Origin of the sequence: Ruficoccus amylovorans, assembly GCF_014230085.1 — a bacterium.
Classification (GTDB): domain Bacteria; phylum Verrucomicrobiota; class Verrucomicrobiia; order Opitutales; family Cerasicoccaceae; genus Ruficoccus; species Ruficoccus amylovorans.
On the sequence record NZ_JACHVB010000014.1, the window covers coordinates 288,791 to 312,849 of the forward strand.

General features: G+C 56.8%; 27 protein-coding genes, 1 tRNA gene and 1 other RNA gene. 23 read left to right on the forward strand and 6 right to left on the reverse strand.

Annotated elements, in window-relative coordinates; genetic code table 11:
- The first annotated feature begins 65 nt into the window (after positions 1-65).
- Positions 66-1,916 carry a bifunctional lysophospholipid acyltransferase family protein/GNAT family N-acetyltransferase gene (locus H5P28_RS05660; RefSeq protein WP_185674744.1) on the forward strand — a complete coding sequence of 617 codons (1,851 nt, stop codon included), beginning with the start codon at positions 66-68 and terminating at the stop codon, positions 1,914-1,916.
- 195 nt (positions 1,917-2,111) lie between these two features.
- On the opposite strand, the gene H5P28_RS05665 is transcribed toward H5P28_RS05660, so the two are convergent.
- Positions 2,112-2,185, reverse strand: a tRNA-Gln gene (locus H5P28_RS05665).
- Positions 2,186-2,458: 273 nt separating this feature from the next.
- On the opposite strand from H5P28_RS05665, the gene ssrA reads away from it, so the two are divergent.
- The 3 genes from ssrA to H5P28_RS05680 all read left to right on the forward strand — a co-directional run bounded on the left by ssrA (position 2,459) and on the right by H5P28_RS05680 (position 5,101).
- Positions 2,459-2,811: a transfer-messenger RNA gene (ssrA, locus tag H5P28_RS05670) on the forward strand.
- Between the two features lie 238 nt (positions 2,812-3,049).
- Positions 3,050-3,829 (forward strand): HNH endonuclease signature motif containing protein, encoded by a 780-nt coding sequence (locus tag H5P28_RS05675; protein ID WP_185674745.1) that lies wholly within the window; start codon positions 3,050-3,052, stop codon positions 3,827-3,829.
- 93 nt (positions 3,830-3,922) lie between these two features.
- The gene (locus H5P28_RS05680; protein WP_185674746.1) at positions 3,923-5,101 is read left to right on the forward strand and encodes a site-specific integrase; all 1,179 of its coding nucleotides are present in this window, start codon (positions 3,923-3,925) and stop codon (positions 5,099-5,101) included.
- 8 nt (positions 5,102-5,109) lie between these two features.
- On the opposite strand, the gene H5P28_RS19985 is transcribed toward H5P28_RS05680, so the two are convergent.
- Complete coding sequence (locus H5P28_RS19985) at positions 5,110-5,520, reverse strand: DNA mismatch endonuclease Vsr (protein WP_185674747.1); 411 nt, start codon at positions 5,518-5,520, stop codon at positions 5,110-5,112.
- A 69-nt stretch (positions 5,521-5,589) separates the two neighbouring features.
- Entirely contained in the window at positions 5,590-6,573 is a 984-nt protein-coding gene (locus H5P28_RS05690) for a DNA cytosine methyltransferase (RefSeq protein ID WP_185674748.1), read from the reverse strand.
- Positions 6,574-6,641: 68 nt separating this feature from the next.
- Between H5P28_RS05690 and H5P28_RS05695 the strand changes: the two genes are divergently transcribed.
- Positions 6,642-6,905 (forward strand): helix-turn-helix domain-containing protein, encoded by a 264-nt coding sequence (locus H5P28_RS05695; RefSeq protein ID WP_185674749.1) that lies wholly within the window; start codon positions 6,642-6,644, stop codon positions 6,903-6,905.
- A gap of 4 nt (positions 6,906-6,909) precedes the next feature.
- Here H5P28_RS05695 and H5P28_RS05700 read toward each other — a convergent pair whose 3' ends face one another.
- Positions 6,910-9,033: an ATP-binding protein gene (locus tag H5P28_RS05700; protein WP_185674750.1), complete on the reverse strand. Its 2,124-nt coding sequence runs from the start codon at positions 9,031-9,033 to the stop codon at positions 6,910-6,912.
- 208 nt (positions 9,034-9,241) lie between these two features.
- Between H5P28_RS05700 and H5P28_RS05705 the strand changes: the two genes are divergently transcribed.
- From H5P28_RS05705 to H5P28_RS05785, 17 genes are all read left to right on the forward strand, one after another.
- Positions 9,242-10,306, forward strand: a complete 1,065-nt coding sequence (locus H5P28_RS05705; protein WP_185674751.1) for a site-specific integrase — start codon at positions 9,242-9,244, stop codon at positions 10,304-10,306.
- A gap of 200 nt (positions 10,307-10,506) precedes the next feature.
- Complete coding sequence (locus H5P28_RS05710) at positions 10,507-10,836, forward strand: helix-turn-helix domain-containing protein (protein WP_185674752.1); 330 nt, start codon at positions 10,507-10,509, stop codon at positions 10,834-10,836.
- Complete coding sequence (locus H5P28_RS05715; protein ID WP_185674753.1) at positions 10,833-11,243, forward strand: VRR-NUC domain-containing protein; 411 nt, start codon at positions 10,833-10,835, stop codon at positions 11,241-11,243. The genes H5P28_RS05710 and H5P28_RS05715 overlap by 4 nt, the downstream gene beginning before the upstream one ends.
- Positions 11,244-11,247: 4 nt before the next feature.
- Complete coding sequence (locus H5P28_RS05720; RefSeq protein ID WP_185674754.1) at positions 11,248-12,273, forward strand: AAA family ATPase; 1,026 nt, start codon at positions 11,248-11,250, stop codon at positions 12,271-12,273.
- Positions 12,270-12,470, forward strand: a complete 201-nt coding sequence (locus H5P28_RS05725) for a hypothetical protein (RefSeq protein ID WP_185674755.1) — start codon at positions 12,270-12,272, stop codon at positions 12,468-12,470. The genes H5P28_RS05720 and H5P28_RS05725 overlap by 4 nt, the downstream gene beginning before the upstream one ends.
- Positions 12,467-12,904, forward strand: a complete 438-nt coding sequence (locus tag H5P28_RS05730; protein ID WP_185674756.1) for a DUF669 domain-containing protein — start codon at positions 12,467-12,469, stop codon at positions 12,902-12,904. The genes H5P28_RS05725 and H5P28_RS05730 overlap by 4 nt, the downstream gene beginning before the upstream one ends.
- Positions 12,891-14,399 carry a DEAD/DEAH box helicase gene (locus tag H5P28_RS05735; protein WP_185674757.1) on the forward strand — a complete coding sequence of 503 codons (1,509 nt, stop codon included), beginning with the start codon at positions 12,891-12,893 and terminating at the stop codon, positions 14,397-14,399. The genes H5P28_RS05730 and H5P28_RS05735 overlap by 14 nt, the downstream gene beginning before the upstream one ends.
- On the forward strand, positions 14,399-16,591 hold the full coding sequence (locus H5P28_RS05740) for an AAA family ATPase (protein WP_185674758.1): 2,193 nt from the start codon (positions 14,399-14,401) through the stop codon (positions 16,589-16,591). Before H5P28_RS05735 ends, H5P28_RS05740 begins: the two co-directional genes overlap by 1 nt.
- The gene (locus H5P28_RS05745) at positions 16,578-17,090 is read left to right on the forward strand and encodes a hypothetical protein (RefSeq protein WP_185674759.1); all 513 of its coding nucleotides are present in this window, start codon (positions 16,578-16,580) and stop codon (positions 17,088-17,090) included. The genes H5P28_RS05740 and H5P28_RS05745 overlap by 14 nt, the downstream gene beginning before the upstream one ends.
- Positions 17,080-17,733 (forward strand): hypothetical protein, encoded by a 654-nt coding sequence (locus H5P28_RS05750; protein WP_185674760.1) that lies wholly within the window; start codon positions 17,080-17,082, stop codon positions 17,731-17,733. Before H5P28_RS05745 ends, H5P28_RS05750 begins: the two co-directional genes overlap by 11 nt.
- A 309-nt stretch (positions 17,734-18,042) precedes the next feature.
- Positions 18,043-18,303: a hypothetical protein gene (locus tag H5P28_RS05755; protein WP_185674761.1), complete on the forward strand. Its 261-nt coding sequence runs from the start codon at positions 18,043-18,045 to the stop codon at positions 18,301-18,303.
- Complete coding sequence (locus H5P28_RS05760) at positions 18,300-18,467, forward strand: hypothetical protein (RefSeq protein WP_185674762.1); 168 nt, start codon at positions 18,300-18,302, stop codon at positions 18,465-18,467. Before H5P28_RS05755 ends, H5P28_RS05760 begins: the two co-directional genes overlap by 4 nt.
- 36 nt (positions 18,468-18,503) lie before the next feature.
- Entirely contained in the window at positions 18,504-19,031 is a 528-nt protein-coding gene (locus H5P28_RS05765) for a hypothetical protein (RefSeq protein ID WP_185674763.1), read from the forward strand.
- A 75-nt stretch (positions 19,032-19,106) separates the two neighbouring features.
- Positions 19,107-19,901 carry an N-6 DNA methylase gene (locus tag H5P28_RS05770; protein WP_185674764.1) on the forward strand — a complete coding sequence of 265 codons (795 nt, stop codon included), beginning with the start codon at positions 19,107-19,109 and terminating at the stop codon, positions 19,899-19,901.
- Between the two features lie 65 nt (positions 19,902-19,966).
- Positions 19,967-20,617, forward strand: coding sequence for a ParB/Srx family N-terminal domain-containing protein (locus H5P28_RS05775; RefSeq protein ID WP_221773366.1), 651 nt, complete (start codon positions 19,967-19,969; stop codon positions 20,615-20,617).
- On the forward strand, positions 20,614-22,131 hold the full coding sequence (locus H5P28_RS05780) for a ParB N-terminal domain-containing protein (protein ID WP_185674766.1): 1,518 nt from the start codon (positions 20,614-20,616) through the stop codon (positions 22,129-22,131). The genes H5P28_RS05775 and H5P28_RS05780 overlap by 4 nt, the downstream gene beginning before the upstream one ends.
- Positions 22,128-22,556, forward strand: a complete 429-nt coding sequence (locus H5P28_RS05785; protein ID WP_185674767.1) for a hypothetical protein — start codon at positions 22,128-22,130, stop codon at positions 22,554-22,556. Before H5P28_RS05780 ends, H5P28_RS05785 begins: the two co-directional genes overlap by 4 nt.
- An 80-nt stretch (positions 22,557-22,636) precedes the next feature.
- On the opposite strand, the gene H5P28_RS05790 is transcribed toward H5P28_RS05785, so the two are convergent.
- The gene (locus H5P28_RS05790) at positions 22,637-23,014 is read right to left on the reverse strand and encodes a type II toxin-antitoxin system VapC family toxin (RefSeq protein ID WP_185674768.1); all 378 of its coding nucleotides are present in this window, start codon (positions 23,012-23,014) and stop codon (positions 22,637-22,639) included.
- On the reverse strand, positions 23,011-23,289 hold the full coding sequence (locus H5P28_RS05795; protein WP_185674769.1) for an AbrB/MazE/SpoVT family DNA-binding domain-containing protein: 279 nt from the start codon (positions 23,287-23,289) through the stop codon (positions 23,011-23,013). The genes H5P28_RS05790 and H5P28_RS05795 overlap by 4 nt, the downstream gene beginning before the upstream one ends.
- 63 nt (positions 23,290-23,352) lie before the next feature.
- Between H5P28_RS05795 and H5P28_RS05800 the strand changes: the two genes are divergently transcribed.
- The gene (locus H5P28_RS05800; protein WP_185674770.1) at positions 23,353-24,057 is read left to right on the forward strand and encodes a methyltransferase domain-containing protein; all 705 of its coding nucleotides are present in this window, start codon (positions 23,353-23,355) and stop codon (positions 24,055-24,057) included.
- Positions 24,058-24,059: the final 2 nt, after the last annotated feature.

Here is a 24,059-nt window from a genome sequence, read left to right on the forward strand (position 1 = left end):
TCGGCTGTCAACGGTCCGTGACTTCCCGCTTGTTTTTTAGGGAGCGGGTGGCATAGGGTAGATGCATGCCCCGAGAAGGAATGGATACGCCCCTGAGCATGATCCGCCGGAATATGTCCGGCGGGGCGAAGGGGGCGCTCTATAAGGCGGTTAGACCAGCCTTTGAGAGTTTTTTCAGGCTCGGGGGACTTGATGATGCGTATTTGCGAGTCGTTGACGACCAGAGTACGCCGAATTTCTTCCAGCGGGCGATGCGTTCGATGGATATTTCCTATGAAATCTCGGACGAGGACCTGGAGCGTATCCCGCGAGAAGGCCCATTGCTGGTCGTCAGCAACCACCCTTACGGCGGGCTGGATGGCGTGGTCCTGGGGGCGCTGCTGACCTCGGTGCGCGAGGACGCCAAGCTTCTGGCCAACTACCTGCTGGAGGTAATGAATGAGATCAAACCCTGGCTGATCCCGGTGGATCCCTTTGACCGGCCGGAGTCGGCTCGGTTCAACGTTAAGGCGATGAAGGAGACCATTCGCTACCTCTGCAACGGCGGCTGCGTGGGGACGTTTCCCTCGGGGACGGTTTCGCATTTCCGCTGGAAGGAGCGGCAGATCACGGACCCGGCCTGGTCCCCGAATACCGCCCGCCTGGTCCACAAGGCGAAGGCAACGGTCGTGCCCTGCTACTTCGAGGGGGGAAACGGCATGCTTTTCCACTTGGGGGGGCTTGTCCACCCGCGCCTGCGCACGCTTATGTTGCCACGCGAAATGATCCGGATGATCGGCAGCACGCTGCGCCTGCGGGTCGGTAACCCGATCCCGTACCGGAAGCTGGCCGAGTTCGGCACGAATGAGGAACTGATCCAGTACCTGCGGCTGAACACCTATATCCTGGCCAAGCGCGCGCAGGATGATGTACCCCGGCGGCGATTCCACTTCCCCCGCGTGCCGCGCAAGCCCGGGGTCGAGCGTCCGCTGGCCAAGGCGGTCCCGCCGGAGGTGCTGCAGGAGGAGATTTCCCGTGTGCCGGAGGACCAACTTCTGCTGGAGCATGGCAGTTTTCAGGTGTACTACGGTTTTGCTTCCCAAATCCCGAACATCCTCGACGAGTTGGGGCGGCTACGTGAAAAAACCTTTCGCGAAGTGGGAGAGGGGACGGGCGAGCCTTCCGATACCGACCGGTTCGACCTGTACTACCGGCACCTCTTCATGTGGGACCGCAAGGAGCAGAAAATCGTCGGCGCCTACCGTGTCGGTCTGACGGACGAGATCTTGCTCACCCACGGCAAAAATGGTCTTTACACCTCGACACTCTTTAAATTCAAGGCGGGCTTTTTAGAAAAGCTCGATCCGGCGCTGGAACTGGGGCGCTCGTTCATTGTCTCGGAGTACCAGAAAAAGCACGCATCCCTCTCGCTTATCTGGCGGGGCATCGGCCGCTTCGTTTGCCGCCACCCGCAGTACAAGACGCTTTTCGGCCCGGTCAGCATTAGCCAGGAGTACAATTCCATTTCCAAGGACTTGATGGTTAAGTTCCTTCGAAAGAACAAGCTGGACACCTCGCTGGCTCAGTTCGTGAAGGCCAAGAACCCCCCGCGTGGCGGTTCGAAAATCCGGGGTACTGAGAAGCAGGCGCTGTTAGAAGCAGTTAAGGACATCGACGATGTGTCAGCGCTGATTTCCGAGATCGAGACCGACCACAAGGGGGTACCGGTGCTCCTGCGGCATTACCTGAAAATGAACGGCAACCTGCTGTCGTTCAATGTGGATACAGACTTTGGGCACTGCATGGACGGGCTGATCGTGGTCGATCTTACCCAGGCTGATCCCCGCTTGCTGCGCTCTTACATGGGGGAGGAGTCTTACCGCGAGTTTATGGAGTTTCACCAGGGTAAGGTAGGTGCGGGCGGACTGGAAGAGTAGGCTGGAGTCGGCATGCTAATGCAGCCTGTTTGGTACTGAAGGATAAAAACGCAATTAAAAGCTCCAACCGCGGTCTGGAAAACAAGGTCGCGACTGGTCGGTATTCCTCGTTTGCCGCTTGGTTTCGATCAGTCTTAGCTGTCGAATAAATCGTCCGCAGGCCGTTGGCATGCAGGAGGATGCGCATTATTAAAATGGCAGGCCCGCAGGGATTCGAACCCCGACAAACAGAACCAGAATCTGTCGTGCTACCGTTACACTACGGGCCTAAGTTGAAGCAAAGACAGCGCATGCTTGTTCGTCAAGGAGTATAATCCAAAAAAATCAAAGGAGTGAGCTCGGCGCTATGATTGAGGGGAATTGTGGAGTCCTCTGTCTTTTTATTTGAGTGGCTGGTTGCTAATTCTTGATTTTTCTCGCTTGAAAATACAACCCGAATGGCCGACAATGAGCCTTTGTTCTTTGAGAATGCCCTTAGGCGTGCTCTGCGTGATTACTATCGCAGATTTGCCTTTTCCCGCATTTCTCAAATGCTGAATTGTGGGGGTGTTCCGGATTCGACCCGGAGCCGTAGGGCCTGGCTGCATGCCGGAGATGATGGTTGGCTCCGTTATCAAATCCATCACACATATAAATGGCGAAACTGAATACGCCATGGCTGCCTAATTAACGCAGTCACGCAGAAGGGCTGATACCTGTTAGGCCTGGAAGCGATCATCTAGCAGGCATAGTCTGATCCGGGGATCCGGGATCGGGCCGTACTCCAACAGGGTTCTCGCGACTGGAAAGCGCGCTTCATCGCGTTCCTGCCGTTAAATCAAACATGAGGCTATGTATGTAGACGCCTTGCTTGAAACCTCCGGACACGCGGGTTCGACTCCCGCCACCTCCACTTTTTATTTGTCCTAAATGTCTAACATTACGCAACTTGCGTAATTTAAACGCCTTAATTCGCGACAGAAACCCTGTCCGAATACCCCTCAATACGACTCAAATCCCCCGTTTTGCCTTAACTGGCTTTAACTGAGGGTTGACCGGGGACAGGTTTTGAACCGGTGTATATTTGTTGACCGGTTTCAGTATTTTACAAAGCTACTAGATACTGATTTAAATCATGCAATGAAGGGGGCTTTGTGAGCATCTCAAGACCAACCATCAAGCGGCTATTCGCAAAGTCTAATAATCAATGCGCATTCCCAAAGTGCGCTGCACCGATAATTGTAAACGGCGTTGTCGTAGGGGAAATATGTCATATCCGTGCTCGCCGAAAAAATGGCCCAAGGTATGATTCGAGTCTCTCCCTGAAAGATAAGGATGATTACCCAAATCTTTTGCTTCTCTGTAGAACCTGCCATAAGCGGATTGATTCAGATGAGGCTACGTTCACGCCTGAACTGCTGGCTGAGATAAAGGCTCTCCACGAAGCAAACGGGATTTGTGAGATAACTCCAGAGGTTGCCCGTGATGCACTTTTGCTAATCGATTCAAAGCAGAATTCTCAACGCGTTACTGCAAAATCTAGCGGAAATGGTGTTTCGATCGCAGTGAATGGTGACGTAAATGCACCAATCAGCGTAAAGCCAACTCGCGAGCGTCGTGCGCCAAAGTCAAAATATCCAAGCAATGCTATCGGGGCAGACGCCAACTTGGCGGGGTATGTGGACTATTTGTTTGGCTTAGCTGTTGATTACTGGAAAGGCGTAGAATCAATGACCCCGGGGCGCTTGGGCAGGAAAATTAAAACAAAGTTCCGGTTGAAGACGCGAACTCGTCACCATCTACCGGTGGAACGTTTCAACGAATTGGTTGATTTTATTATTCAGGATATTCTTATTCCATCACCAGTGGGTAAGAAGCATGTTCGTGATGGGACGAAGCTGTGCAGTAGCTTCAATGAATGGCGGGGACTCTGAGATGTTTATTCTTAACGATTTAAAAGTCAACGTCTTGCGATTCTTTGACTTAGACCTATGATTGTCCGCTCACTCTGGTAGAGTTAGAGTGAGATGGAAATACGAACAGCCTACCAATCGTATCGCAAGAAACCCTACGTCGCCCGTTGGTCGGAAAATGGCAAGAGCCGTAACCGCTTCTTTGCCACAGTGAAAGACCGGGCGCAATTCATCGAGAGCTTCCAGCAGAACGCCACTCGCCAGGATACCTCGATCCCGCTCATCGAACCGCGCAAACTGATTCGCTGGCAGGAAGCGGTCAAACTCGATCCTGCCGCCGACCCTGTGGAGGTTTACCGCTTCTGGCTCCAACGCAAACCTGCCCAAGCCCGGCAGATACTGCTCTCGGATGCCAGCCAAGCCTACCTGCGAATGATGGTGGAAGTCGGTCGGGACGTGAACTACACCGGCCACGCCCGCAAGGCACTTGAAGATTTCCGGGGCGGGGCAGGGGACAAGCCGATTCACACCTATGATGCCGAAGCGCTCCGGGAACACCTTTACGGTCTGCCCTACGCCGCCGTGACGATTCGCCACCGGCGTAGCCACCTTCTCTGCGCCTTTGCCTGGTGGGTGGAACAGGGATGGCTTGCGGAGAACCCGGTTGAAAAGGTGAAACGCCCACAGGTCGTCACTGATGAGCCGGGCATTTTGAGCGTGGACGACATGGCCCGTCTCTTTCGAATCAACCAAAGGGTCGATCCGGAGATATGCGGACTGCTGGCCCTCGGGGCTTTTGCAGGGATGCGAACCTCAGCCATTGCCAAGGTGGACTACGAGGAAATCGACTTTGCCCAGCGCGGCATCCTAACCCCGGCCAGTAAGACCAAGAAACGCCGCCGCCAGTGGATCGAGGGACTGCCGGATAATCTCTGGAAATGGCTGAAACGCACGCCTAAAGAGGCTTTTGATATGGACCAACGTCAAATCCTGCATCGCCGGGCCGAAGCCTACAAGCGGGCGGGCCTACTGGTGGAGTCTGACGACATCGCCTATGAAAATCGTAAACGGCAGGAACAGAGCAAGCCTCTGGTGAACTGGAAGCCCAAGTTTCCTCCGAAAAACTGCCTGCGCCACAGCTTTGCCACCTACCACGTCGCCCTGCACCGCGACCCCGGCAAAACCGCTCTCATCCTCAGTCACCGCAACCAGGAAGTCCTCTACCAGCACTACCTCGGCATCGCCACGCAGGAACAGGCAGAACGCTACTTCTACATTGTACCTAGGCGCTGATAAGTGTTTTAGAGGGATACGAATCTTTTGATTCGACGAGCAATGGCATCTTCATTCCTCAATTTGCATTCCCACACCGTAAGGACACTGTAGCCGCGCTCTCTGAGCTGTCTGGCATCGCGTCGATCTTTCTTTTTGTTGTATGCGATTTTCTCGCGCCAAAAACGTTTGTTGGTCTTTGGGGGCTTATAACAGTGGGGACATCCATGCCAAAAACAACCATGAACAAAGATGCAAACACGTTGCTTGGGGAATGTGAAGTCGGGTTTTCCTGGAAGGCTGTGCAGGTGACGCCTCCAGCCAGAAATGCCGTTTTTTACCAGAAGCTTCCTCAGCCGTTCCTCCGTTGACAGATTGCCGCGCCCCTTGATCGCTGACATAATTTGAGAGCGCTTTGCTCTGTCATATATATCAGCCATGCTCCAAATTTGGCTCGCTGCTGCCTAATGGGCAACGACAAACAATCCCGGCTTTATGCCTGGATGATTTCAGTTCAACGAATTGATTACATCTGTTGCAATGGCCTTCCCCATTTTGTAGGGGACGCAGTTCCCTATCTGCCGTGCACATTGGTAGATCGTTCCGGTGAAGTGGAATCCGTCCGGTACGCTTTGCAGGCGAGCAGCTTCTCTAATCGAAATCAAGCGGTCATATTCCGGATGCGCGTAGCGTCCTTTTGACAAATGTGGGAAGCTGGCTTTGACAGTTTTGGAAGGCCCCTCCCAGCTTAGCCGTCCCCAAATGTCGATGATTTTGCTCCTTACTTTCCACCATGACTTAGGAACCAACTCGGGCGCTTTCTCTGCGATATTTCTGATGTCCCCGCCTGGTGGCACATGGGATAAGCGTTCAAGAGCCAGTGGCGTTGGCTGAAACCATACATGCTGCATCTCCGGCTTTTCTCTGGCGCCTAACCCATCGAAGGCATCCCTCACTGTCTTTCGTTTGAAGCGCCTGGGGCGTGCGAGGTTGGGGATATCGTTCTTCGAGCAAATTGTAATCGACCTGGCACGGTTCTGGGGCACACCAAAATCAAGTGCGTTAACTAGAAATGCCTCAACGTGATATCCCATTCGTTCAAAGGTGTTACGGTTTTCCTCCCATACGGCTGACTTTAGGTACGGTGCAACATTCTCAATGACGATAACCTGCGGCTGGAGCTTTTCGGCCCATATGGGAACGATACGGCTTAGTTGGTTGCGCGGATCGTCAGCCGAACGCTTGCCACTGGTCGAGAATCCCTGGCATGGGGGCCCAGCAATAAGAATGTCGCATCTGCCTTCCGGGTGAGCGGCCTTTACGTCGCCAACGACTATGTGATCTCCCAGGTTTCTTCGATAAGTGTTCGCCGCAGCTTCGTCGAGTTCGTAAGCCCGGACCAGCTGCGCCCCTGCATCCTGAAATGCGAGGCTGAACACGCCTGCCCCCGAGAACAAATCAACCACGGTAGGATTTGATAGAACGCCACTCATAAATTACTAAAATCATAATATTTTTTTGACTTTGCAAGATAAATTATGTTTTACGTAATTTAATGGCCATGAAAAGCAAAAATCGATTACGTGCGGTCAAGCTGGTCAACGCACTGATCGGTCAGGTACGAGCGTCGGAAGGTCGCAACATTACAGGCAAAGAAATCGCCGAAAGAATCGGAGTTCAGGCTGCGACAATATCCCGTTGGGTGAACGGGAAAACATCGTTAGATCAAATCGAGTATCTGCTAACACTACTCGAAAGTGTCCCTCCTGAGAGGTGGCAGAGCGAACTTAGAAGTGCGCTATCAAGCAAATCTCGTAAAAAGTAAATCGCTATTCAGAGTCATCGGCACTCTCGGCTTTGCTGTATATGTCGACGAGTTCTCGGTGCGCATTTTCTGATCGTTCCAACACGTCAAAAATATCGTAAACCACCCAGTCGGCCCCGTCCGTGCGATCTTCTTCTTCCTGTTGGAGTCGTTGTATCTTAAGTGCTTTGGACTCGGGGTTTCTGCAACCAATTAGCATGCCAGTTACGTTATAGCTACTTTCTGACTTGTGAGCTTTTAGCCAGGTTCTGCTCATTCTGATATAATCTTTAAGTTGCATCAGATGGTCGTGATTTAAGCTTACATTAGGAGCTTTTAACTCAACTATGACTATTCTTTTTAATGAGTCATTATTGAGAAGGAACACTAAATCGGGCCTCCGGTTTTCGCCGCCGTCTTTTACTTCGTCATCTGAATCCGGATCGTATCCTGCTTCAACGTAATCGCCTATTTTCAGGGACTGAGCCAACTTTTGGTTAACCAAGTCTTGACGTTGGTCGGCTGACATAAACTGGAAAAACGTCGGATCAATTAGCCATGGATTATCCTCAAATAATTTTTGAAGCTCTTTTTCTTTCTTTGACTTTTTGAAGTCCTGAGCCTTGCAGATTTTTTTCAGGGCGACAATCCCATCTATACGCCCCTGTGCAAACGAAAGAAAATCCCCGAATTCTTGTTTTGTCAGCTCAGTGATTTCCTTCACCACGGGAGATAGGTCGGGTAATTCGAGTGCCGCCAAACTTGAGATTGTGTCAAGAATGTCCCCCTTTCCGAGGCCTTTAACTACCAATGGCAGGGCCTGCTTGTAATACTTAGCTTGTGTCCTTTCACCAGTCGCTTTAGCTAATATTACAGCAATCTTGTAGGCTAAAGTTTCTCGATGCTTTGGTAAATTCGCAGAATCTATCGTTTCTTTTGTGAACAAATCCTTTCGGACTTCTCTGGCGGCGGATTCGTCACGGCTCTTGGCAAACTCGTTCAATGCATTGAGAATTTGTGTTTGTAATACAGAATGGAGGGGCTTTAAAAACTGAGTTTCCCATCGTAATCCTTGCCTGTCGGTTGCTATATAATCAATCGGCTGTTCGTCGATAAAGTCGGCGATACAAACTCCGTCCATGTAGCTTGTGTATTGATACCCATTGGCACTGCTTTTTACTTCAAACAATGACGGAGCGGCAGCTAATCTACCATGGGCATAGATTCTTATGCCGCGTTCGTTTTCCCGGAGTTGCCCTTTCGGTGGAGTAAAGCGTATCCTGTATTTGATCGTATATTTTTTCTCGTCACCAAGCTCGACTTCCAAGGAAACCATTTCTTCAAAGTCGTCATTCTCATTATCTCGTTCGGGAAACCCATAGACATAATCCCTCTTTCCTGCTTCGACTAAATCTTCAGAATTTCTATCCTTCTTCCATATGGAGAAATCGTTAACATCAACCATCCTGAAATACTCAGCAACAGTATTGATGGCAGCACTCTGAGCGCCAGTAGTCCCGGAAAATGTTAAGTTGTTTAAGGTGATGATTGTTCCTGAATCCCCCCCTGCCCATTCTTGATTATCTAGAGTGCGTATCGGAATACGTATGTCACCAGTTGAGTCGGCTGATAGCATTTGTTCATAGTCAAGGACTATCTCACGCGCGCAATTGTCCTTCTTTGACTTAGATGCGACGGTCATCTTATGAGCAATCCCAAATCCGGCTAGCTTACCAAGACCCTTCCGTCCCATAATAACACGTTTGCCTGGTGATCTCTGAGCCAAATCATTTCCCCTTCGCCTACGGCCTATTTCTAGAAATTTTTCCTGTAATTCTTGTCGTGTCATGCCATGGCCATCATCTTCGATCACTATCTTTATGGATTCGTCCAAGCTTGCTCGTTCTAAGGAGTTTCTAACATCCCCGTTTTTTGACTCCGCGTTTTTGAGTTCCCACTTCTTCCGAGCAACTTTTCGACCTTCCAGGATTTGGTTTGAGTCCATGTAGATCTTTGCATATGTTGCGTCTGCATCGTGTGAATTAGCTACAAATTCTACGAGGGCTTTGGATAGGCTTGTGTACAGATTTACACCCAAATCTTCAATCAAGTGGGGTTTTACGTTAAGATTGAGATAGTCTTGATCCATGGTATTGATCTGTCGGTTAGACGGCTGAAGGTGAGGTGTATCATTTATTGACCAAATTGTTTCGCAAAGTCAATGCCCCCAATACAGAAGGAGGTAATCCGATATCGCATCCTGTTTGACATGACCTGTTCTCTGTATGCAGGTCAAAGCACACTACCGAGAGGGGCGTCGGAGCCCTTGGGAGGCGCGTTGGTGGATCAACGGCAGGATGAAAACGCGTTTTTTCGGCTCGGAGCGGGAGCGGGACCGCTTCATCCGGACGTTTTCCCGGCAATTGGCTGAGCACGGTACGGATGTGTTCTCGATCGACAAGGCGCGGGTTCGGCGCTGGCAGGAGGCTGACGAGTTGACCGGCTTGGCGGACCCGGTGGAGATGGCCCAGTTGTGGGTCCGGGTGCAGGGGAGGCCTCGGCAGCGTACCCTCCATGAAGGCGTTGTCGCTTATCTGGAGCACTTGCGGTTGGCCGGACGCACGTCGGAATACATCGCTCACGCACAAAAGTCCCTCTACCGTTTCGCCGCCCAGTACGGTGGTCACGGACTGGACGCCATCACCGCCGAGCAAATCAGCGGGTATTTGGGGCAATTGCCGTTCCAGCCGATCACCCTCCGGCACGAGCGCAGCTATCTGGCGTCAGCCTTTAAGTGGTTTTATCGGCAGGAATGGATTGCCCGCAGCCCCGGGGATGCGGTGGCGGTGCCTGCTGTTGTCGGCGAGGAGCCGGGTATCTTGACGGTGGAGGAGACCGAACGCCTCCTGCGGGCCAGTGAGGGCGTTGATCCGGCCATTTGCGGTCTCTTGGCCCTCGGGGCCTTCGCGGGGATGCGTTCCTCGGCCATTGAGCGTGTGCGCTGGGAGGAAATCGACTTTGCCAACCGGGGCATCCTGATCCCGGCCGACAAGGCCAAGAAGCGCCGCCGTCATTACATTGAGGGCTTGCCCGACAACCTGTGGACCTGGCTGGAACGCACCCCGAAGGCGGCTTTTAGGCTGACACCCCGGCAGATCGCCAAAGCGCGTGAACAGGCCTACGAGAGGGCAGGGCTCCTCGTTTCCCGAGCCACCGCCCGCAAACAGGGCGTCTCGGCGAAGTTCCCTCCGAAAAACTGCCTGCGCCACAGCTTCGTCAGCTACCATGTCGCCCTTTACCAGGACCCGGGTAAGACGGCCTTGCTGGTCAGCCACCGCAATCAGGACATCCTCTGGCGGCATTACCTGGGGGTGGCCCACCGGCAGGCAGCCGAGCGGTATTTCTCGATTATGCCGGTTTGATAGAGCTGTGACCCCAGAAAAGCCCTTCCGCAGGCGCGGAGGGGCTTTTTTGTGCCCCAATCCGGGGCATCCGAAGGACAACGGAAGGACAAGGTACCTTGTCCTTTTTACTTTTTTCAAAGTTTTTTCGGCGGTCCTATCCCTGTGTTGATGCGGGCTGGCGGGCGTTTTGACGAGGGACAATCCGAAGGACAAGGGACATGTCCTCCATAGGGGGCGTGAGCAACGACACACAAACCCGAATCGAGGCCAAGCTCGATCATCTGAGCCGTCAGGTGGCCACCCTGAGCGAGCTTGTCTCTTCCCAACACACCCCGGCAACCAAATGCACCCTCATGGTGGAGGAACTGGCCGAGCGCTGGAGCCTGTGCCCGGAGGCCGTCCGCCGCCTGGTGCGTGACAAGCAGTTACGCTCCCTGCGCGATTTTCGGCCCTACCGCTTCACGCTGAAGGAGGTGCTGGATTTCGAGAACAATGACGCGCCCCGGATGCGGGGGCTCGGCTCAAAACGGAAAGGGGGCCGTAAGTGAACCGCCGCAACGAGGAACACCGGCTCCAGGTGGCTCTGTTCAAGTGGGCGAAGTACGCCAGCGCCCGGCATCCCGGCCTGAAACTGATGTTCGCCATCCCCAATGGCGGGGCCCGTGACGCCATCACCGGGGCCATGCTGAAGGCCGAAGGCGTCAAGGCGGGCGTCCCGGACATTTTCCTGCCGCTGTCGGCGGGCGGCTTTCACGGCCTGTTCATCGAGCTGAAGACGGCTCGGGGCCACCCCACACCCGAACAGCGCGAATGGCTGATGCGCCTGCGCCATCGCGGTTACGCCACCGTCCTGTGCCGGGGCCTCGATGAGGCACTTGACACCATCACCCGGTATCTGGGCGGCCAGTTGTCGCCCGAGAACACCGGATACGACCGGAACTTTAACAACCAGTAACATTATGCCAAAGAATACTGCAACGGGCCTGCCGCTCATTTCCGGCAAGGTCGAAAAACCTCAGCGGGTCGTCATCTACGGCCCCGAAGGCATCGGCAAGAGCACGCTCGCCGCTGCCTTCCCTGAACCGGTCTTCCTCGACACCGAAGGCGGCACCATCCACCTGAACGTCACCCGGTTTGCCCAGCCCGAGAATTGGGAGGATATCCTGGCCCTCGTCGCCCAACTGGGGCAGAGCGCCCACAGCTTCCACACACTGGTTATCGACACGGTGGACTGGCTGGAACGCCTGCTCATCGAGCATATCTGCCGCAAAGCCCACAAGGACGGAATCGAGGACTTCGGGTATGGCAAGGGGTACACTTACCTCTCAGAGGAGTTCTCGCGCTTCTTGCAGTCGCTCGAAGGGCTCCGTGGCCAGGGGATGCACCTGGTCATGGTGGCGCACTCCACCATCCGCAAGTTTGAGCAGCCCGATGCTGGCGGGGCCTACGACCGCTACGAATTAAAGCTCTCCAAGCAATGCGCCCCGCTGCTCAAGGAATGGTGCGACCTGCTTTTGTTCGTGAACTATTTCACGAAGGTGACGGAAACCGATGGCCGAAAAAAGGCGGTCGGGGGGAAGGAACGCCGGATCTACACCGCTCATTGCGCGGCCTTCGACGCGAAGAACCGCCACGGCCTCGACGATGTGCTCCCGATGGAGTTCGCGGCCATCGCTCATGTCTTCCCGGCCACGAGTCAGCAACCTGCCACCCAGCCGCCCGCATCGTTGCCTGCGAAATCTGAGGAACCTGCGAAATCAACGCCCGCTGACACTGGCAAGCCCGCCACCGGCCAGCAGATCAAGAACATCCAGGCCCTTTGGAAGACACTCGGCTACGGGCAGGAACAGATGGCGAAGCTCTTCCAGTGGCTCGATGCCGAGGTCCTGGCCGGTGCGGAAAGCTGGGACGATCTCACCATGGAACAGGCCGCCCGGGCCATCGGTTTCCTCAGCAAGAAGGCTTCGGACGGGGGGGCGTCATGATGGAGGAAGACTTTTACGCCTATGAGCAGCGGGCCGAGCGCCTCCGTGATTACGACCCTGACCTCAGTGAGTCCAGTGCGCTGATGCAGGCCCGCTTCGAAGCCCACGGCTCCGGTGCATCCCGAATGGGAGCCAAGGAAAGCGAACCGGCGACCCCGCCTCACGACACCGACAACAACCCTTCTTTAAAATCATGAAATACACCTCTCAAAACGCAGACAATCTGCCCCGCTTCGTGCCCAACGGCGATTATCTTGTCACTGTGATCGAGGCTTCTGAGACCCTCTCGAAAGCCGGTGACGACATGATCAAGCTCAAGCTTGAGGTCGAGGGGCATGGCGTCCACCTCTACGACTACCTCGTCGCCACCGAAGCGAGCTTTTGGAAGATCGACACCTTCCGCAAAGCCATCGGCGATCGGGTGGTTGAGGGCGAGGAAGTCGAACTCGCCGCCGCCGCTCTCGAAGGGCGTCAGGGCCATGCCCGGCTCCGCATCGAAGAGTACCAGGGTAAAAAGAGCAACAAGGTGGAACTGTGGATCACGGACCGTGTGCCGACTGCCACCCTCAAGGCAACCCCGCCCGCTACCGCGCAGGCACAACCGGAGGTTGACGACGATGTCCCGTTTTGACCTTCGCCCCTACCAGCAGGAGTTCCTGTCGGCGGTGCGCCGCGATTTCCGGGAGCATGACCACATCCTTGGCGTCGCCGCCACCGGCGCGGGAAAGACCATTCTCGCCTCGGACCTGATGCGCGACTGGAAGGGCAACTGCCTGTTTCTGGCCGACGCGCAGGAGCTGGTCCGCCAAAACGCCGAGAAGTATTTCGGGTACGCCGGGGAATTTGCCGGAATCGAAATGGCCGACTCAAAAGCCCTTGTCGGGGATCGGGTGGTGGTCGCTACCACCCAGAGCATCTGCCGCAGGCTGGACAAGTGGCCACGGGATTACTTCGGCCTGGTTATCGTTGATGAAGCCCATCGCAACACGCTTGGGGCGATGGCGGCGCAGGTGCTTCTGCACTTCGACTCTGCCAAAGTGCTCGGGGTGACGGCCACCCCGTTCCGCTCCGACCGCCGCCAACTCGGCAGCTTCTACGAAAAGATTTCCGTCGAGATCGGGCTGGCCCGCCTCATCAAGGAAGGCTGGCTTTCGCGCATCGTCATCAAAAGCGTGCCACTGCCGGTGGACTTGTCGCAGGTGCGCACCACGGCGGGTGATTACAACGAGGGCGACCTGGGCGATGTGATCCAGCCGCACCTGCGTCAGGCGGCGCGGCTGATTGCCGAACATGCTCATGGGCGTCGCACCGTGGCCTTCCTGCCCCTGATTGCCAGCAGCAAGGCCTTTGCCGATGCTTGCCGTGAGGAAGGCATCCGCGCCGTCCATGTGGACGGCAACGACCGTGAGGGCCTGCGGGCTTACGAGCGGGGCGAGTATGACCTTGTGTCCAATGCCTCTCTTTTAACGACTGGCTGGGACCATCCGCAGACCGATTGCGTCTTCATCCTGCGCCCCACGAAAAGCCTGTCCCTGTTTCAGCAGATGGTGGGGCGCGGCACACGCATTGCCGAGGGGAAGGAAAACCTGCTCTTGCTGGACCCCTTGTTCCTGACCGACGATCATTCCCTCATCCGTCCGGCCCGTTTGATTGCCCGTTCGGAAGCGGAGACGACCGAATTGAGCGAACGCCTCTCCGGCGGCGGCGAAGTCGATTTGCTGGAAGCCGAGGAAGATGTAGAGGAAGTGCGCCAGTCGCATCTGGAGGAACGCCTCGTGAAGGCCGCTAGCCGGAAGGCCCGCACTATCGACGCCATCGAGTTTTGTCTCAGCCTCAAGGCGGTGGAGTTGGCCGATTACGAGCCGGAACTGCCCTGGGAGGGCAAGCCACCCAGCGACCGTCAGTTGATCACGCTGGCCAAGGCCGGGTTCGACACCGACTGCGTGAGCTGCCGGGGACACGCCTCGAAGATCCTCGACCTGCTGTTCATGCGCCGGGAGCACGGATTGGCCACCCCCAAGCAACTGAACTGGCTACGGAAGTTCAACTACCCCGAGCCGGAACTGGCCACCTTCGAGGAGGCGCAGGTTTTCCTCGACGAACACTTTAACTGGAAGGCGATGTAATGGCTTTTCGCTACACATCGAAAGGCGTTCTCGAAGTGCCATCCGATTTTCGGCAGGTGGCCGAGGACGTGGTGGGGCCGGTAGACTGGACCGATGAACACTCCGGCTATTGCCAGTGCCCCGGTGCCCATAAGCACACCACGCCGAGCCGGGAACGTGACTGCCGGGTCTATCTGGACGCCGACAATGGCTACGCCCCGACGATCCACTGCTTCCACGACAGTTGTAAGGAAGAAATCGCTGCCGCCAATTTCGCCCTGCGCTCGACTATCGGAAAAGTGGCGTTTCGGGCGGGCGAGCATTATGATTTTTCCCGTCGTCAAAACGGTTTTGACAGCGAAAGGCACCCCTTTGAGTCCTTTCTCAAGGCGTGCTTTAAGGCCGATGACATTCTCTCGCTTGCGCCGGGCACGTTGCCCGATGGGGAGACCCGCGCCATCCCCGAGCACGGCGGTATCAACGTCTTTACCCGCGACCAGTGGCTGGAGCGGGCTGCGGTCAAGGGCGGCATCGAACGCCTGTTCTCCACCCGGCACGGCCTCTACATTCGCATCAACCCCGTCACGCAAAAATCCAATGGCACGGACAAGGATGTGACGGCGTTCCGGCACACCCTGATCGAGAGCGACCGCATCCCGAAGTCCGAACAAGAGCGCATCCTGCGCGACAGTGGGCTCCCTATCGCCGCCCTGATCGACTCGGGCGGTCACAGTATTCATGCTTGGGTGCGGGTAGACGCGAAGACCCGCGACGAATACCACGTCCGGCGTGAACGCCTGTGGCAGTCACTCCCCGAGGGCTTTGTCATCGACAGCCAGAACCGTAATCCCTCGCGCTTCTCCCGCTGTCCCGGCGGGCGTCGCGGGGATGCCGTCCAGCGCTTGCTCGCCGTCAACCTCGGTCCAGCGTCCTTCGAGGCATGGGAACGTGAGGGCGACGGCCTGGGCCTGGCCGAACCCCTACGGGTGTCCCAACTCGGGGACTACGATACCGGCAACGACCCTAACAACGTGCTGGGCAACCGCTGGCTCTGCCGGGGCGGGAGCCTCGTCATTGTCGGCCAGTCTGGTATCGGCAAATCGTCCTTCTCCATGCAACTCGCCGTCATGTGGGCGCTGGGTCTGCCCGTGTTCAACATCCGGCCCGTGCGCCCGCTCAGGAGCCTCATCATACAGGCCGAGAACGATATTGGAGACCTCGCGGAGATGTACCAGGGCGTTCGCATCGGGATGGGCCTGAAAGACGATCATCGCCCGCTGATGGAGGAGAACATCATCTTCTACCGCGATACGATCCACAGCGGCGCGGACTTCGCCAAGGCCGCTGACGTGCTCATCCAGCGCCACAAACCCGACCTCGTGTGGGGCGACCCCTTGCTCAACTACATCGGAGACGACGCCAGCCAGCAGAAAGTGATTTCCGAATTCTGCGGGCGGCAACTCAACCCCATCTCCGAGCGCACCGGCATCATCTGGTGCTTCATGCACCATACCGGCAAGCCGCCGTCCGACTCGAAGGCCCGCAGTCATTGGACCGGCTCGGACTACGCTTATAGCGGCCTGGGCTCATCGGCGCTGACCAACTGGGCGCGGGAAGTAGCCGTGCTCATGAGGGCGAAGACGCCCGATGGCCAGCCGCCCACCTTCCGCTTCGAGTTGTGCAAACGCCGTCGCCGGGCCGGGATGACCGACACGCAGGGCAATGCGACCGAAGCCATCTTCGTTCGTCACGGCCAGACCGGTATCTGCTGGCAGCAGTGCGCAGAGCCACAGCAGGAAGAGTCGTCAGGGAGGTATACCGTCGGTGGCAAATCGTCCCTTGGAGGCCGCCCCAAGGCCCTTACGCCCATTGTCGAGTTTGAGCGCATGACCCGACTGACCCGGGAACGGGAAACGGTGCTGGCAGCGAAGTACGACATCTCCACTTCCACCGTTCGCCGTCGCTGGCGTGAACATCAAAAGGCTGAAAGTCAGTCTCGCAACCAGGCAAAATCGGGCTGCTGTCAAAACCCGTCGTCAAAACCCGACTCTATTTCGACACCGCCGCCGTCAAAACCCAATACTCCCCCTAGGGGGGAGAGTATTGGGGGTGATTTTGACGGCAGGCTAACCCCTAACCCCACCGTGACAGCAGCGGGAGGTTTTGACAGCGGGAAAAAATCGAAAGCGGAGGTGCGCGATGAGCCGTGGTGATTACGCCGAGCGTCAGCGCGACCGTGACCGCGAGTACGCCGAGGCCTGGGCCAAGCTCTCGGCCAAGGAACGCAGGCAGCTTGCCAAGGCTGGGATCGAGGGGCCGGACCTGCCCGTGTACCACACCGGTAAGCGCGACAGCGAAGAGTTCATCGAGCACCAGGCCGCCCCGGTGGAGATCCGCGATGAGGCCCCGCCTTCCGATTCCGGGCACAGCCTGATCGATGTGGCGCGCCGGGTCATTGCCGAGCTCATCTCGCAGGACAACATCCAGCTCACGACCGATTGCCTGGCGGTGGCGACCGGGATCATTTACGACGGCAACTCGATGACCGAGATCGCCCGGCGTCACGGCATCAGTCGGGCGGCGGTGAGCAAGCGCTGCGTGGAGATTTCCAACGCGTTGGACCTGCCTCCGACGCGTGCCATGCGCCAGTTGACAGCGCGCAGCGTGTATGAACGACGCGCCCGAAACTGCCATTCTCGCAATGCCCACTGATTCTCCAGCGTTTCGGCTCAGTCCTGTTGGTATCGAGTTCCTGGGTGACCTCGACCAGCAGGAGTGGACCGAACTGGGGACGAAGCTCGGCGAGGCCGGTCGTTCCATCGGTTTCCTGATTGGTGACTGGCTCAACTACGGCAACGGTCGGGGAGAGTGGGGCAACACTTACGAGAACGCGATGACGATCACGGGGCTCGATTACAACACGCTGGCGATGTACGCCCGAGTCGCGCTGAAAGTCCAATTTAGTATGCGCGTACTAAATTTGAGTTTCGAGCACCACCGCAAGGTCGCGTCCTTGAAAACAGACGAGGAAAAGAAGAAGTGGCTTAAGGTCGCGCAGAAGGAACGCGACAAGCAAAACGGCAAACCGATGTCCGCTCGTCGTCTGGCCAAGTCCATCCTGCTCGGACGCGTGGCCAAGCCCGAAGACATGTCGGTGCCGGAGACGGACCGGAAAAAGGAAAACATGACTTTCTTCGTCACGCGCATCGTCGTGCTCTGGGGAAAGTTCAAGCGCAAGGGCGTGGTCAGCCTCGATGACGTTGACACCATGCGCGATGTTATAGACGAGCTTCAGCCGGTCATCGATATCGTGCAGGAACTGCGCGAGGCCATCGCTGAGGCCGAGGGGCGATAAGGAATCTTTTAGCAGCGGCCACGGAGAGTAGGGTCCCTCAGCAGACCGGTCCGTTTGAGAGACACCTCGATTTTTTCATTTCCCACAAATTACAACCCTTCACCGCTCGCCAATCCGCATGGCCATTGAGGGGTGGTTGGAAAACAGATGGGAAATCGCTGTGGGAAATTTCCCACCTGTTTCCCGCCCGATTTCTGTCCTCTCGGTGGGTAAGTCGTTCCGAGCGAACGACCGAAAGATTACGATTACCCTAGACGTGATTTGTCACCCTGTCAGAGTGTTTATAGAATCGGAAACCTATGGACTCCAATGAATAACGAAGAATCAAACACGGAAGGGGAAGCCATGCGTCAGCAGATGCAGACGGCGCTGGACGCCATACACGCCATCGCGGAAACCATTCGCGAGTTGGGCGAAATTCCCTCGGGCGAACTCTATGCCCGTCTGATGGGAAAGATAGAATTACGGGATTACGACCTGATTCTCGACACCCTCAAACGGGCCGGTCTGGTGACGGAAACCTCCGGCCATCTTTTGAAATGGAACCACCCTGAACGCCATAAGCTATGAAGATCGACCTGTCCCAAGTCCCCGAACCGATCATGGAAACCGTGCGCCTCTTCGCCGAAGTCGAGGGCGTCACGCTCAACACGCCGGAGGACTATGTCCGCTATCTCCATGAGGACGAGGACGCGCTGGAAATTGTCCTGCCCTACATCGACCACGACTTTTGAACCTCACGACTCATAACCACCAACCCACATCAGACCATGAACAAACTATACTGGATCGTCTGCGAAGAAAATGACAAGACCCTGTATGAAGGCCGCTTCCTCGGACGCACGCGAGGAGCCGCCCTCAAGCACTTGAAGGAACAGCTTGGTCGGTCGAACCTGACCGGCCTTGTTTTTGCCATCACCGAGATCCCCGTCACGCTGATCCGCGAGCTCGTCGCCGAGTGCGTGTCCGCACGGGACACTGAGGGGCAGAGCCCCTACGGCACTTCGTGCCTACCCCAGCAACGGGCGAGCGAACCAAAGCCGAAGGCTGACAATATAGTCAGCGGCGACTTCGGCAGGAACGGCAGTCAGGGCGAACTGGAGATCACGCACGATGACCCGCCGCCGTCCGGGGCGACCACACGCAATCACAGCGACTACGACTGGACCTCGATCAAAGCCTGCTACATGGAAGGGCGCGGCCCCAAGGATGTCGCGGCGATCATGAACGTGCCGCTGAACACCCTGCGCGGACGCATCACCCGCGAAGGCTGGGCGCGGGAACGCCGGGAGGCATGAAAGGACGGGGAACCGTCCCCATGCCCACCCGCCGCCGAGGGCAGTCGGAGCCATTTCCGGCAAGTCCTGCGGCGGATGATCGAAACCGCCTCTGACTGGCCGAGAAAACCGGACCGCCAGTTGGAGATCGCGCCCCCCGGTCACGGCTGGCTCCTGCCGATCCTCCTGGAAGTGGAGAGCCGCTGTTGGGGCCGGTGGGACCACTGGACGCGCACGATGGAAGCCGGACACATCTTGGAGGATCCCATCCCCCGTATCGAATTTGAGCCGATGGCACCGCTGCCGCGCAAGATGCACGAGAAGTCCCTCGACTGCGTCTCCAGCTACGGCGGATGGCAGGGATGGGACAGTTGGCGACTGTTCGACTACTATCTGAACTGGCTGCTCTACGGCTTCGGAGACAGCCGCCAGAAAGAGCCGCCGCCTGAACCTGCCCCCGGCGCATTCAGCCGACTCTATCAGGTGTTTTGCCTCGAAGCCATGGTCGCCTGGCCCTGCGACACTTTCGGGGAATTAATGGCCGAAAACCGCTACGGGCGTGGGGCTGGGTTCTTTCCCACGCCCGAGCATGTGGTGGAAATGATGGTCCAGATGACGTTTCCTGAGGGAGACGATTACCGCCTCAAAACCGTCTGCGATCCCTGCGTCGGCACCGGGCGTATGATCCTTCACGCCAGTAATCACTCTTACCGGCTCTACGCCCAGGACATCAACCCGACCGTCATCAAAGCCTGCCTAGTGAACGGCTACTGCTTCGCCCCGTGGTTGGTTCGACCGTTCCCGTTCCTGGGAGATAGCTCCGCACAGGCCGTCAGCGAGCCGGAGACTAAGTTGCAGTCTCCAGAGGCATCCATGCCCCGTCCTGATTGAAACGTCCCCTCACATTGCCTCTCAAGCTATGTTGTTCGATGAGAATTGACACCGTTGCCGCAGGCATGAGCAAAGCGGCAATGCCCAAGGCGAAAGGACTGGCAGACGGGATCGAAGTGTGGTGCAGCTTCGACAAGCTGGTTTCGGTTGAGGATTTGAAGCCCAATCCGCGTAACCCCAATACGCACCCGGCACGCCAGGTTGAATTGCTGGCAAAGAACGTTCGTTACTTTGGCTGGCGTCATCCCATCACGGTCTCGAAACGTTCCGGCTTCATCGTGGCCGGGCATGGCCGATTGGAAGCGGCCCGCGAGCTTGGTGTCCAACTGGTGCCTGTGGATTACCAGGACTTTGCTTCGGACAACGACGAGATGGCCGTGCTGGTGGCAGACAACCGCCTGGCGGAACTGGCCAGTCTCGATCTGAATTCACTCGAAGGCATTATCGAGGAATTACGTGTGGCCGACTTCGACACCCTCCTGACCGGTTTCGATGAAACCGACCTGGACAGCCTCTTGCAGGGTGATGACACCGCGCCGGGCGACGACGATGGCGATGACGAACTGGACAAGGGCGACGTGACGATTGCTCTCGGCCTTTATCGCTTCAAGCTGACACAGGAAGATTACCTCACGTGGATCGACAGCGTGAAGCAGAACGTCGGCTTCGACAAGGAAGCTGTCGTCAAGGAACTACGCCGGAGACTGGGAGCATGAGCAACGTGACGCTGGAATCCATAGACGCGGTTCAGCCCAGCGCGTACAATCCGCGCAGTGCCGATGCCGAGCGGTTGGACCTGATTGAATTATCCCTTCGCAAGCTCGGCTTCCTTGCGCCCATCTTTGCCGACAGTAACGGGGAAATCCTCTCCGGGCACCAGCGCCACCTGGTAGCCTCGCGCATGGGGGCAACGCAGATCCCGGTTTTCCGCACCAAGTCGATGCCGATTGCCCAGCGCAAGGCGCTCAACATCGTCTTCAACCGGGCCACAAACGATTTTGACTGGCACACCACGCCGGAGAAAGCCACCCGTGAACTGGCCTCGCTCGATGTTCACCAGTTCGCCGAATCCATCCCGGACAAAGCGGTGGACTCGCCGGAATTCATTCGTTGCCTGCGTCCGAGTCTGGTCAGCGTGAAGGAACTGTGCCGGGCCAACGCCAACTGCTGGCTCCAGTACGCCCGCAACCTTGCCCGCACGCTTCATCGCCAGGGTATCCTGATGCCGCTGGTTTGTCGCCGCGATGGCACCGTGGTCAACGGCATCGGACGGTTGGAGATGATGGCGGAAAAGAAGTTCGAGACCGCCCCGGTGGTCTATGTCTCCGACGAGGAAGCCGACTTCGCCCGCGCCATGATGAACCTGCTCTCGATGGATTTTGACGTGCATACCCGTTACGCGGATTTGCTCCGCTACAATTCCTTCCGGCGTGCCCGCCGCGTGCGGGAGGAGTTGGGCAACGGCTTCATCTTCGCCGTCCACGGTTCGAAGCCCTGCCACAGCTTTGACATTTTTAATCCGAAGCAGCGTGCCGCCTGGGTGCGTGAGCACGGCACGAGCATCCTCGACTTCGGGGCCGGCCACTTGACCGAAACAAAGATGCTGCGCCGGGCAGGGCTGTCCGTGACGCCCTTCGAGCCCTACCACATCACCCGGACGGAAATAGACAAGGCCCGCAGCCTCGAACTGGTGCGGGAATTCTTGCAGGCCGTAGGGGAGGGGACCGAGTGGACTTCGATCTTTTTGGCCAGCGTGCTCAACTCCGTGCCGTTCCAGTCCGACCGCGAGCACATCGCCGTTCTGTTGACCGCCCTGTGCAAACCCCACACCAAGGTGTACGCCTGTGCTTCCAGCGTGGGTGAAACTGGCTGGCGACAGGTCAACGGCAAAGCGTTCCTCAACAAGTCGAACTCGGGCAATATCGCCTTTCGGCTCGACTACGAACCGGGCGTGCGCATCGGGGATTTTCAGGAAAAACCGAAGGTCCAGAAGTACCACACGCAAAAAGAATTCCATCAGCTATGGACTCCCTTCTACCGCTCTGTTAGCATCCGGGAGTTGAGCAACAACATCACCGCCAAATGCGAACACGCCCGCCCGGTCGATATCGACCGGCTCCTGGAAGCGATTACGTTCGAGTTCGATCTTCCCTATCCCGATGGCTCCCGTATGGGACTGGTGGACTTGGCCCGGGAAGCCTTTTCCAAACGACTGGGGGTGGCGATATGATCTATCTCTTGGACCTCAATTACACGCTGGTGGCGAATTCTCCGCAACGGGGTACGCCGCCCACGCGTCCCTTCATCCGCCAGATTGAACAGGAGGAATACCGACAATGGCTGGTGGACCTGCTCCGGCCCCATCAGGTCATCCTCATCACGGCCCGCCCGAATCGCTACCGTGAGGTTACGCTGGCCCGGATCAAGGAAAAGTGCGGGTGGGAGCCGATGGACGCCTACTTCGCGGAAATCTCCGCCTACCCGAACCTGATCAAAGAGCACCTTTTGAAGACTCACATCTTCCCCCAATACGGCGCAGAGGGCTCTGGTTACTTCGGTCTGGAAAGCAACCCCCGCACCCGCGCCATGTATGCCCGCTACGGGATCAGGGCTATCCGCGTCACTGATGCGGAGTTGACGGAGATCCCGGTTTGACGCGTGAGGACTTTGTAATTTTCCAGTTCTTCTCGATGGCATCCATTTTCGCCTTAGCAGCGATCCAAGTCGTCTTTCACTCAAAGCTCCTTCTTCAGTTTCTTGTCGAAGGTTTCCAGTTTTGCGCCGATTGACTCGGAGTGACCGAGTATCAGGTAGTCATCGAAGTCCGCCTTGCCTTTGCGGTACCTGTCCAACGCTTTCCACAAGCGCCCACTGTCATCAAACGAAAACACCGGGTCTTGCAGCAGGTTATCAAGAACATGGCACCAGCCCTCCCGGTCAAAGTCCATACCGCTTTGCAGCACCCAGCAGGTTTCCATCAGGACCAGATCGAGAAGATGGATTTGCTCGTCCGCGGATTCCGCCGATTCGATCAAAGAATGGACGTGAGCGCACTGCTTGGTGTCGTCGTCGAGGACGTGACGAAGCAGGTGGTTGGTATCGAACGCGATCATTCGCTTTTGAGCAGATCAGAATATTTCTTCTTCATGTGGCCCCGGATCGCCTCATCCATCTGCTTACCGGTAAGCGGCTTTTGTCCGGGCTTGATCAGATGCTTGGCGCAACCGGCTGAAGAGCCTGGCCGCCGTTTCTTCCGGATCGAAATCTTGTTGGAAGGCTCCAGTGAGAACTCAAGCCGGTCTCCAGTCCTGATCGAAAGGGATTCCCTGATCTGCTTGGGCAGTGTGACTTGCCCCTTGGAGGTGACTTTTGCCTGCATCATGGTCATTCCTTACTTTTGCATCGATTTTGTAGAAAATCAAGCAAATCCCTTTGACACGTCCCTGTCGGCATGAGCGCCGACATTGAAGCCGACACCGGGATCACGACCGAAGCGAGCAACTGGGTCTTTGACGAGCACGTCGCCCCGCATTTCGATGAACACGTCCGCAAAAGCGTCCCCGTGTATGACCGGGTGCAGGAACTCGCCGCCACCTTTTCGGACTGGTTCACGCACCCGGATTGCACCGTGCTGGACTTTGGCGCGGCCACCGGCGAGACCTTGCGTCTTATCCGTGAACGCCATCGCAAGGCTCTTACGCTGATCGGCTACGATAACTCGCAGGCCATGATCGCACAGGCGGCCAGCAAGGGCATTGAGGTTACGTTCACCGACCTTGAGCGTTTTTCCGATATCCCGCCCTTCGCCTACGGGGTCGCGCTGTACACCCTGCAATTCCTGCGCCCCCAGGCCCGCCAGCAACTCGTGTATCAAATTGCCAATACGATTGAGCGCGGCGGTGGCCTGTTCGTGGTGGAAAAGGTGCTCGGCAGTTATCCGACCACGCAGGACATCATCCAGCAGCTTTATTGGGACATGAAGATCAGCAACGGCTTGACCCCCGCCCAGGTCATCAACAAGGCCCATGCCTTGCGTGGGTGCATGTTCCCGAAAACCATTGCCGAAAACGAAACCGAGTTCCGTGCCGCCGGTTTCTCGCAAATCGAACTTGTCTTCAAGGATCTCCAGTTCTGCGGCTGGCTCCTGATCCGCTGATC

Coding starts and splice junctions, on each gene's coding strand:
- H5P28_RS05660 (WP_185674744.1), top strand. CDS start 66: ATGCCCCGAGAAGGAATGGATACGCCCCTGAGCATGATCCGCCGGAAT.
- H5P28_RS05680 (WP_185674746.1), top strand. CDS start 3,923: ATGGAAATACGAACAGCCTACCAATCGTATCGCAAGAAACCCTACGTC.
- H5P28_RS19985 (WP_185674747.1), bottom strand. CDS start 5,520: ATGGCTGATATATATGACAGAGCAAAGCGCTCTCAAATTATGTCAGCG.
- H5P28_RS05690 (WP_185674748.1), bottom strand. CDS start 6,573: ATGAGTGGCGTTCTATCAAATCCTACCGTGGTTGATTTGTTCTCGGGG.
- H5P28_RS05695 (WP_185674749.1), top strand. CDS start 6,642: ATGAAAAGCAAAAATCGATTACGTGCGGTCAAGCTGGTCAACGCACTG.
- H5P28_RS05700 (WP_185674750.1), bottom strand. CDS start 9,033: ATGGATCAAGACTATCTCAATCTTAACGTAAAACCCCACTTGATTGAA.
- H5P28_RS05705 (WP_185674751.1), top strand. CDS start 9,242: ATGAAAACGCGTTTTTTCGGCTCGGAGCGGGAGCGGGACCGCTTCATC.
- H5P28_RS05710 (WP_185674752.1), top strand. CDS start 10,507: ATGTCCTCCATAGGGGGCGTGAGCAACGACACACAAACCCGAATCGAG.
- H5P28_RS05720 (WP_185674754.1), top strand. CDS start 11,248: ATGCCAAAGAATACTGCAACGGGCCTGCCGCTCATTTCCGGCAAGGTC.
- H5P28_RS05725 (WP_185674755.1), top strand. CDS start 12,270: ATGATGGAGGAAGACTTTTACGCCTATGAGCAGCGGGCCGAGCGCCTC.
- H5P28_RS05730 (WP_185674756.1), top strand. CDS start 12,467: ATGAAATACACCTCTCAAAACGCAGACAATCTGCCCCGCTTCGTGCCC.
- H5P28_RS05735 (WP_185674757.1), top strand. CDS start 12,891: ATGTCCCGTTTTGACCTTCGCCCCTACCAGCAGGAGTTCCTGTCGGCG.
- H5P28_RS05740 (WP_185674758.1), top strand. CDS start 14,399: ATGGCTTTTCGCTACACATCGAAAGGCGTTCTCGAAGTGCCATCCGAT.
- H5P28_RS05745 (WP_185674759.1), top strand. CDS start 16,578: ATGAGCCGTGGTGATTACGCCGAGCGTCAGCGCGACCGTGACCGCGAG.
- H5P28_RS05750 (WP_185674760.1), top strand. CDS start 17,080: ATGCCCACTGATTCTCCAGCGTTTCGGCTCAGTCCTGTTGGTATCGAG.
- H5P28_RS05755 (WP_185674761.1), top strand. CDS start 18,043: ATGAATAACGAAGAATCAAACACGGAAGGGGAAGCCATGCGTCAGCAG.
- H5P28_RS05760 (WP_185674762.1), top strand. CDS start 18,300: ATGAAGATCGACCTGTCCCAAGTCCCCGAACCGATCATGGAAACCGTG.
- H5P28_RS05765 (WP_185674763.1), top strand. CDS start 18,504: ATGAACAAACTATACTGGATCGTCTGCGAAGAAAATGACAAGACCCTG.
- H5P28_RS05770 (WP_185674764.1), top strand. CDS start 19,107: ATGATCGAAACCGCCTCTGACTGGCCGAGAAAACCGGACCGCCAGTTG.
- H5P28_RS05775 (WP_221773366.1), top strand. CDS start 19,967: ATGAGCAAAGCGGCAATGCCCAAGGCGAAAGGACTGGCAGACGGGATC.
- H5P28_RS05780 (WP_185674766.1), top strand. CDS start 20,614: ATGAGCAACGTGACGCTGGAATCCATAGACGCGGTTCAGCCCAGCGCG.
- H5P28_RS05785 (WP_185674767.1), top strand. CDS start 22,128: ATGATCTATCTCTTGGACCTCAATTACACGCTGGTGGCGAATTCTCCG.
- H5P28_RS05790 (WP_185674768.1), bottom strand. CDS start 23,014: ATGATCGCGTTCGATACCAACCACCTGCTTCGTCACGTCCTCGACGAC.
- H5P28_RS05795 (WP_185674769.1), bottom strand. CDS start 23,289: ATGACCATGATGCAGGCAAAAGTCACCTCCAAGGGGCAAGTCACACTG.
- H5P28_RS05800 (WP_185674770.1), top strand. CDS start 23,353: ATGAGCGCCGACATTGAAGCCGACACCGGGATCACGACCGAAGCGAGC.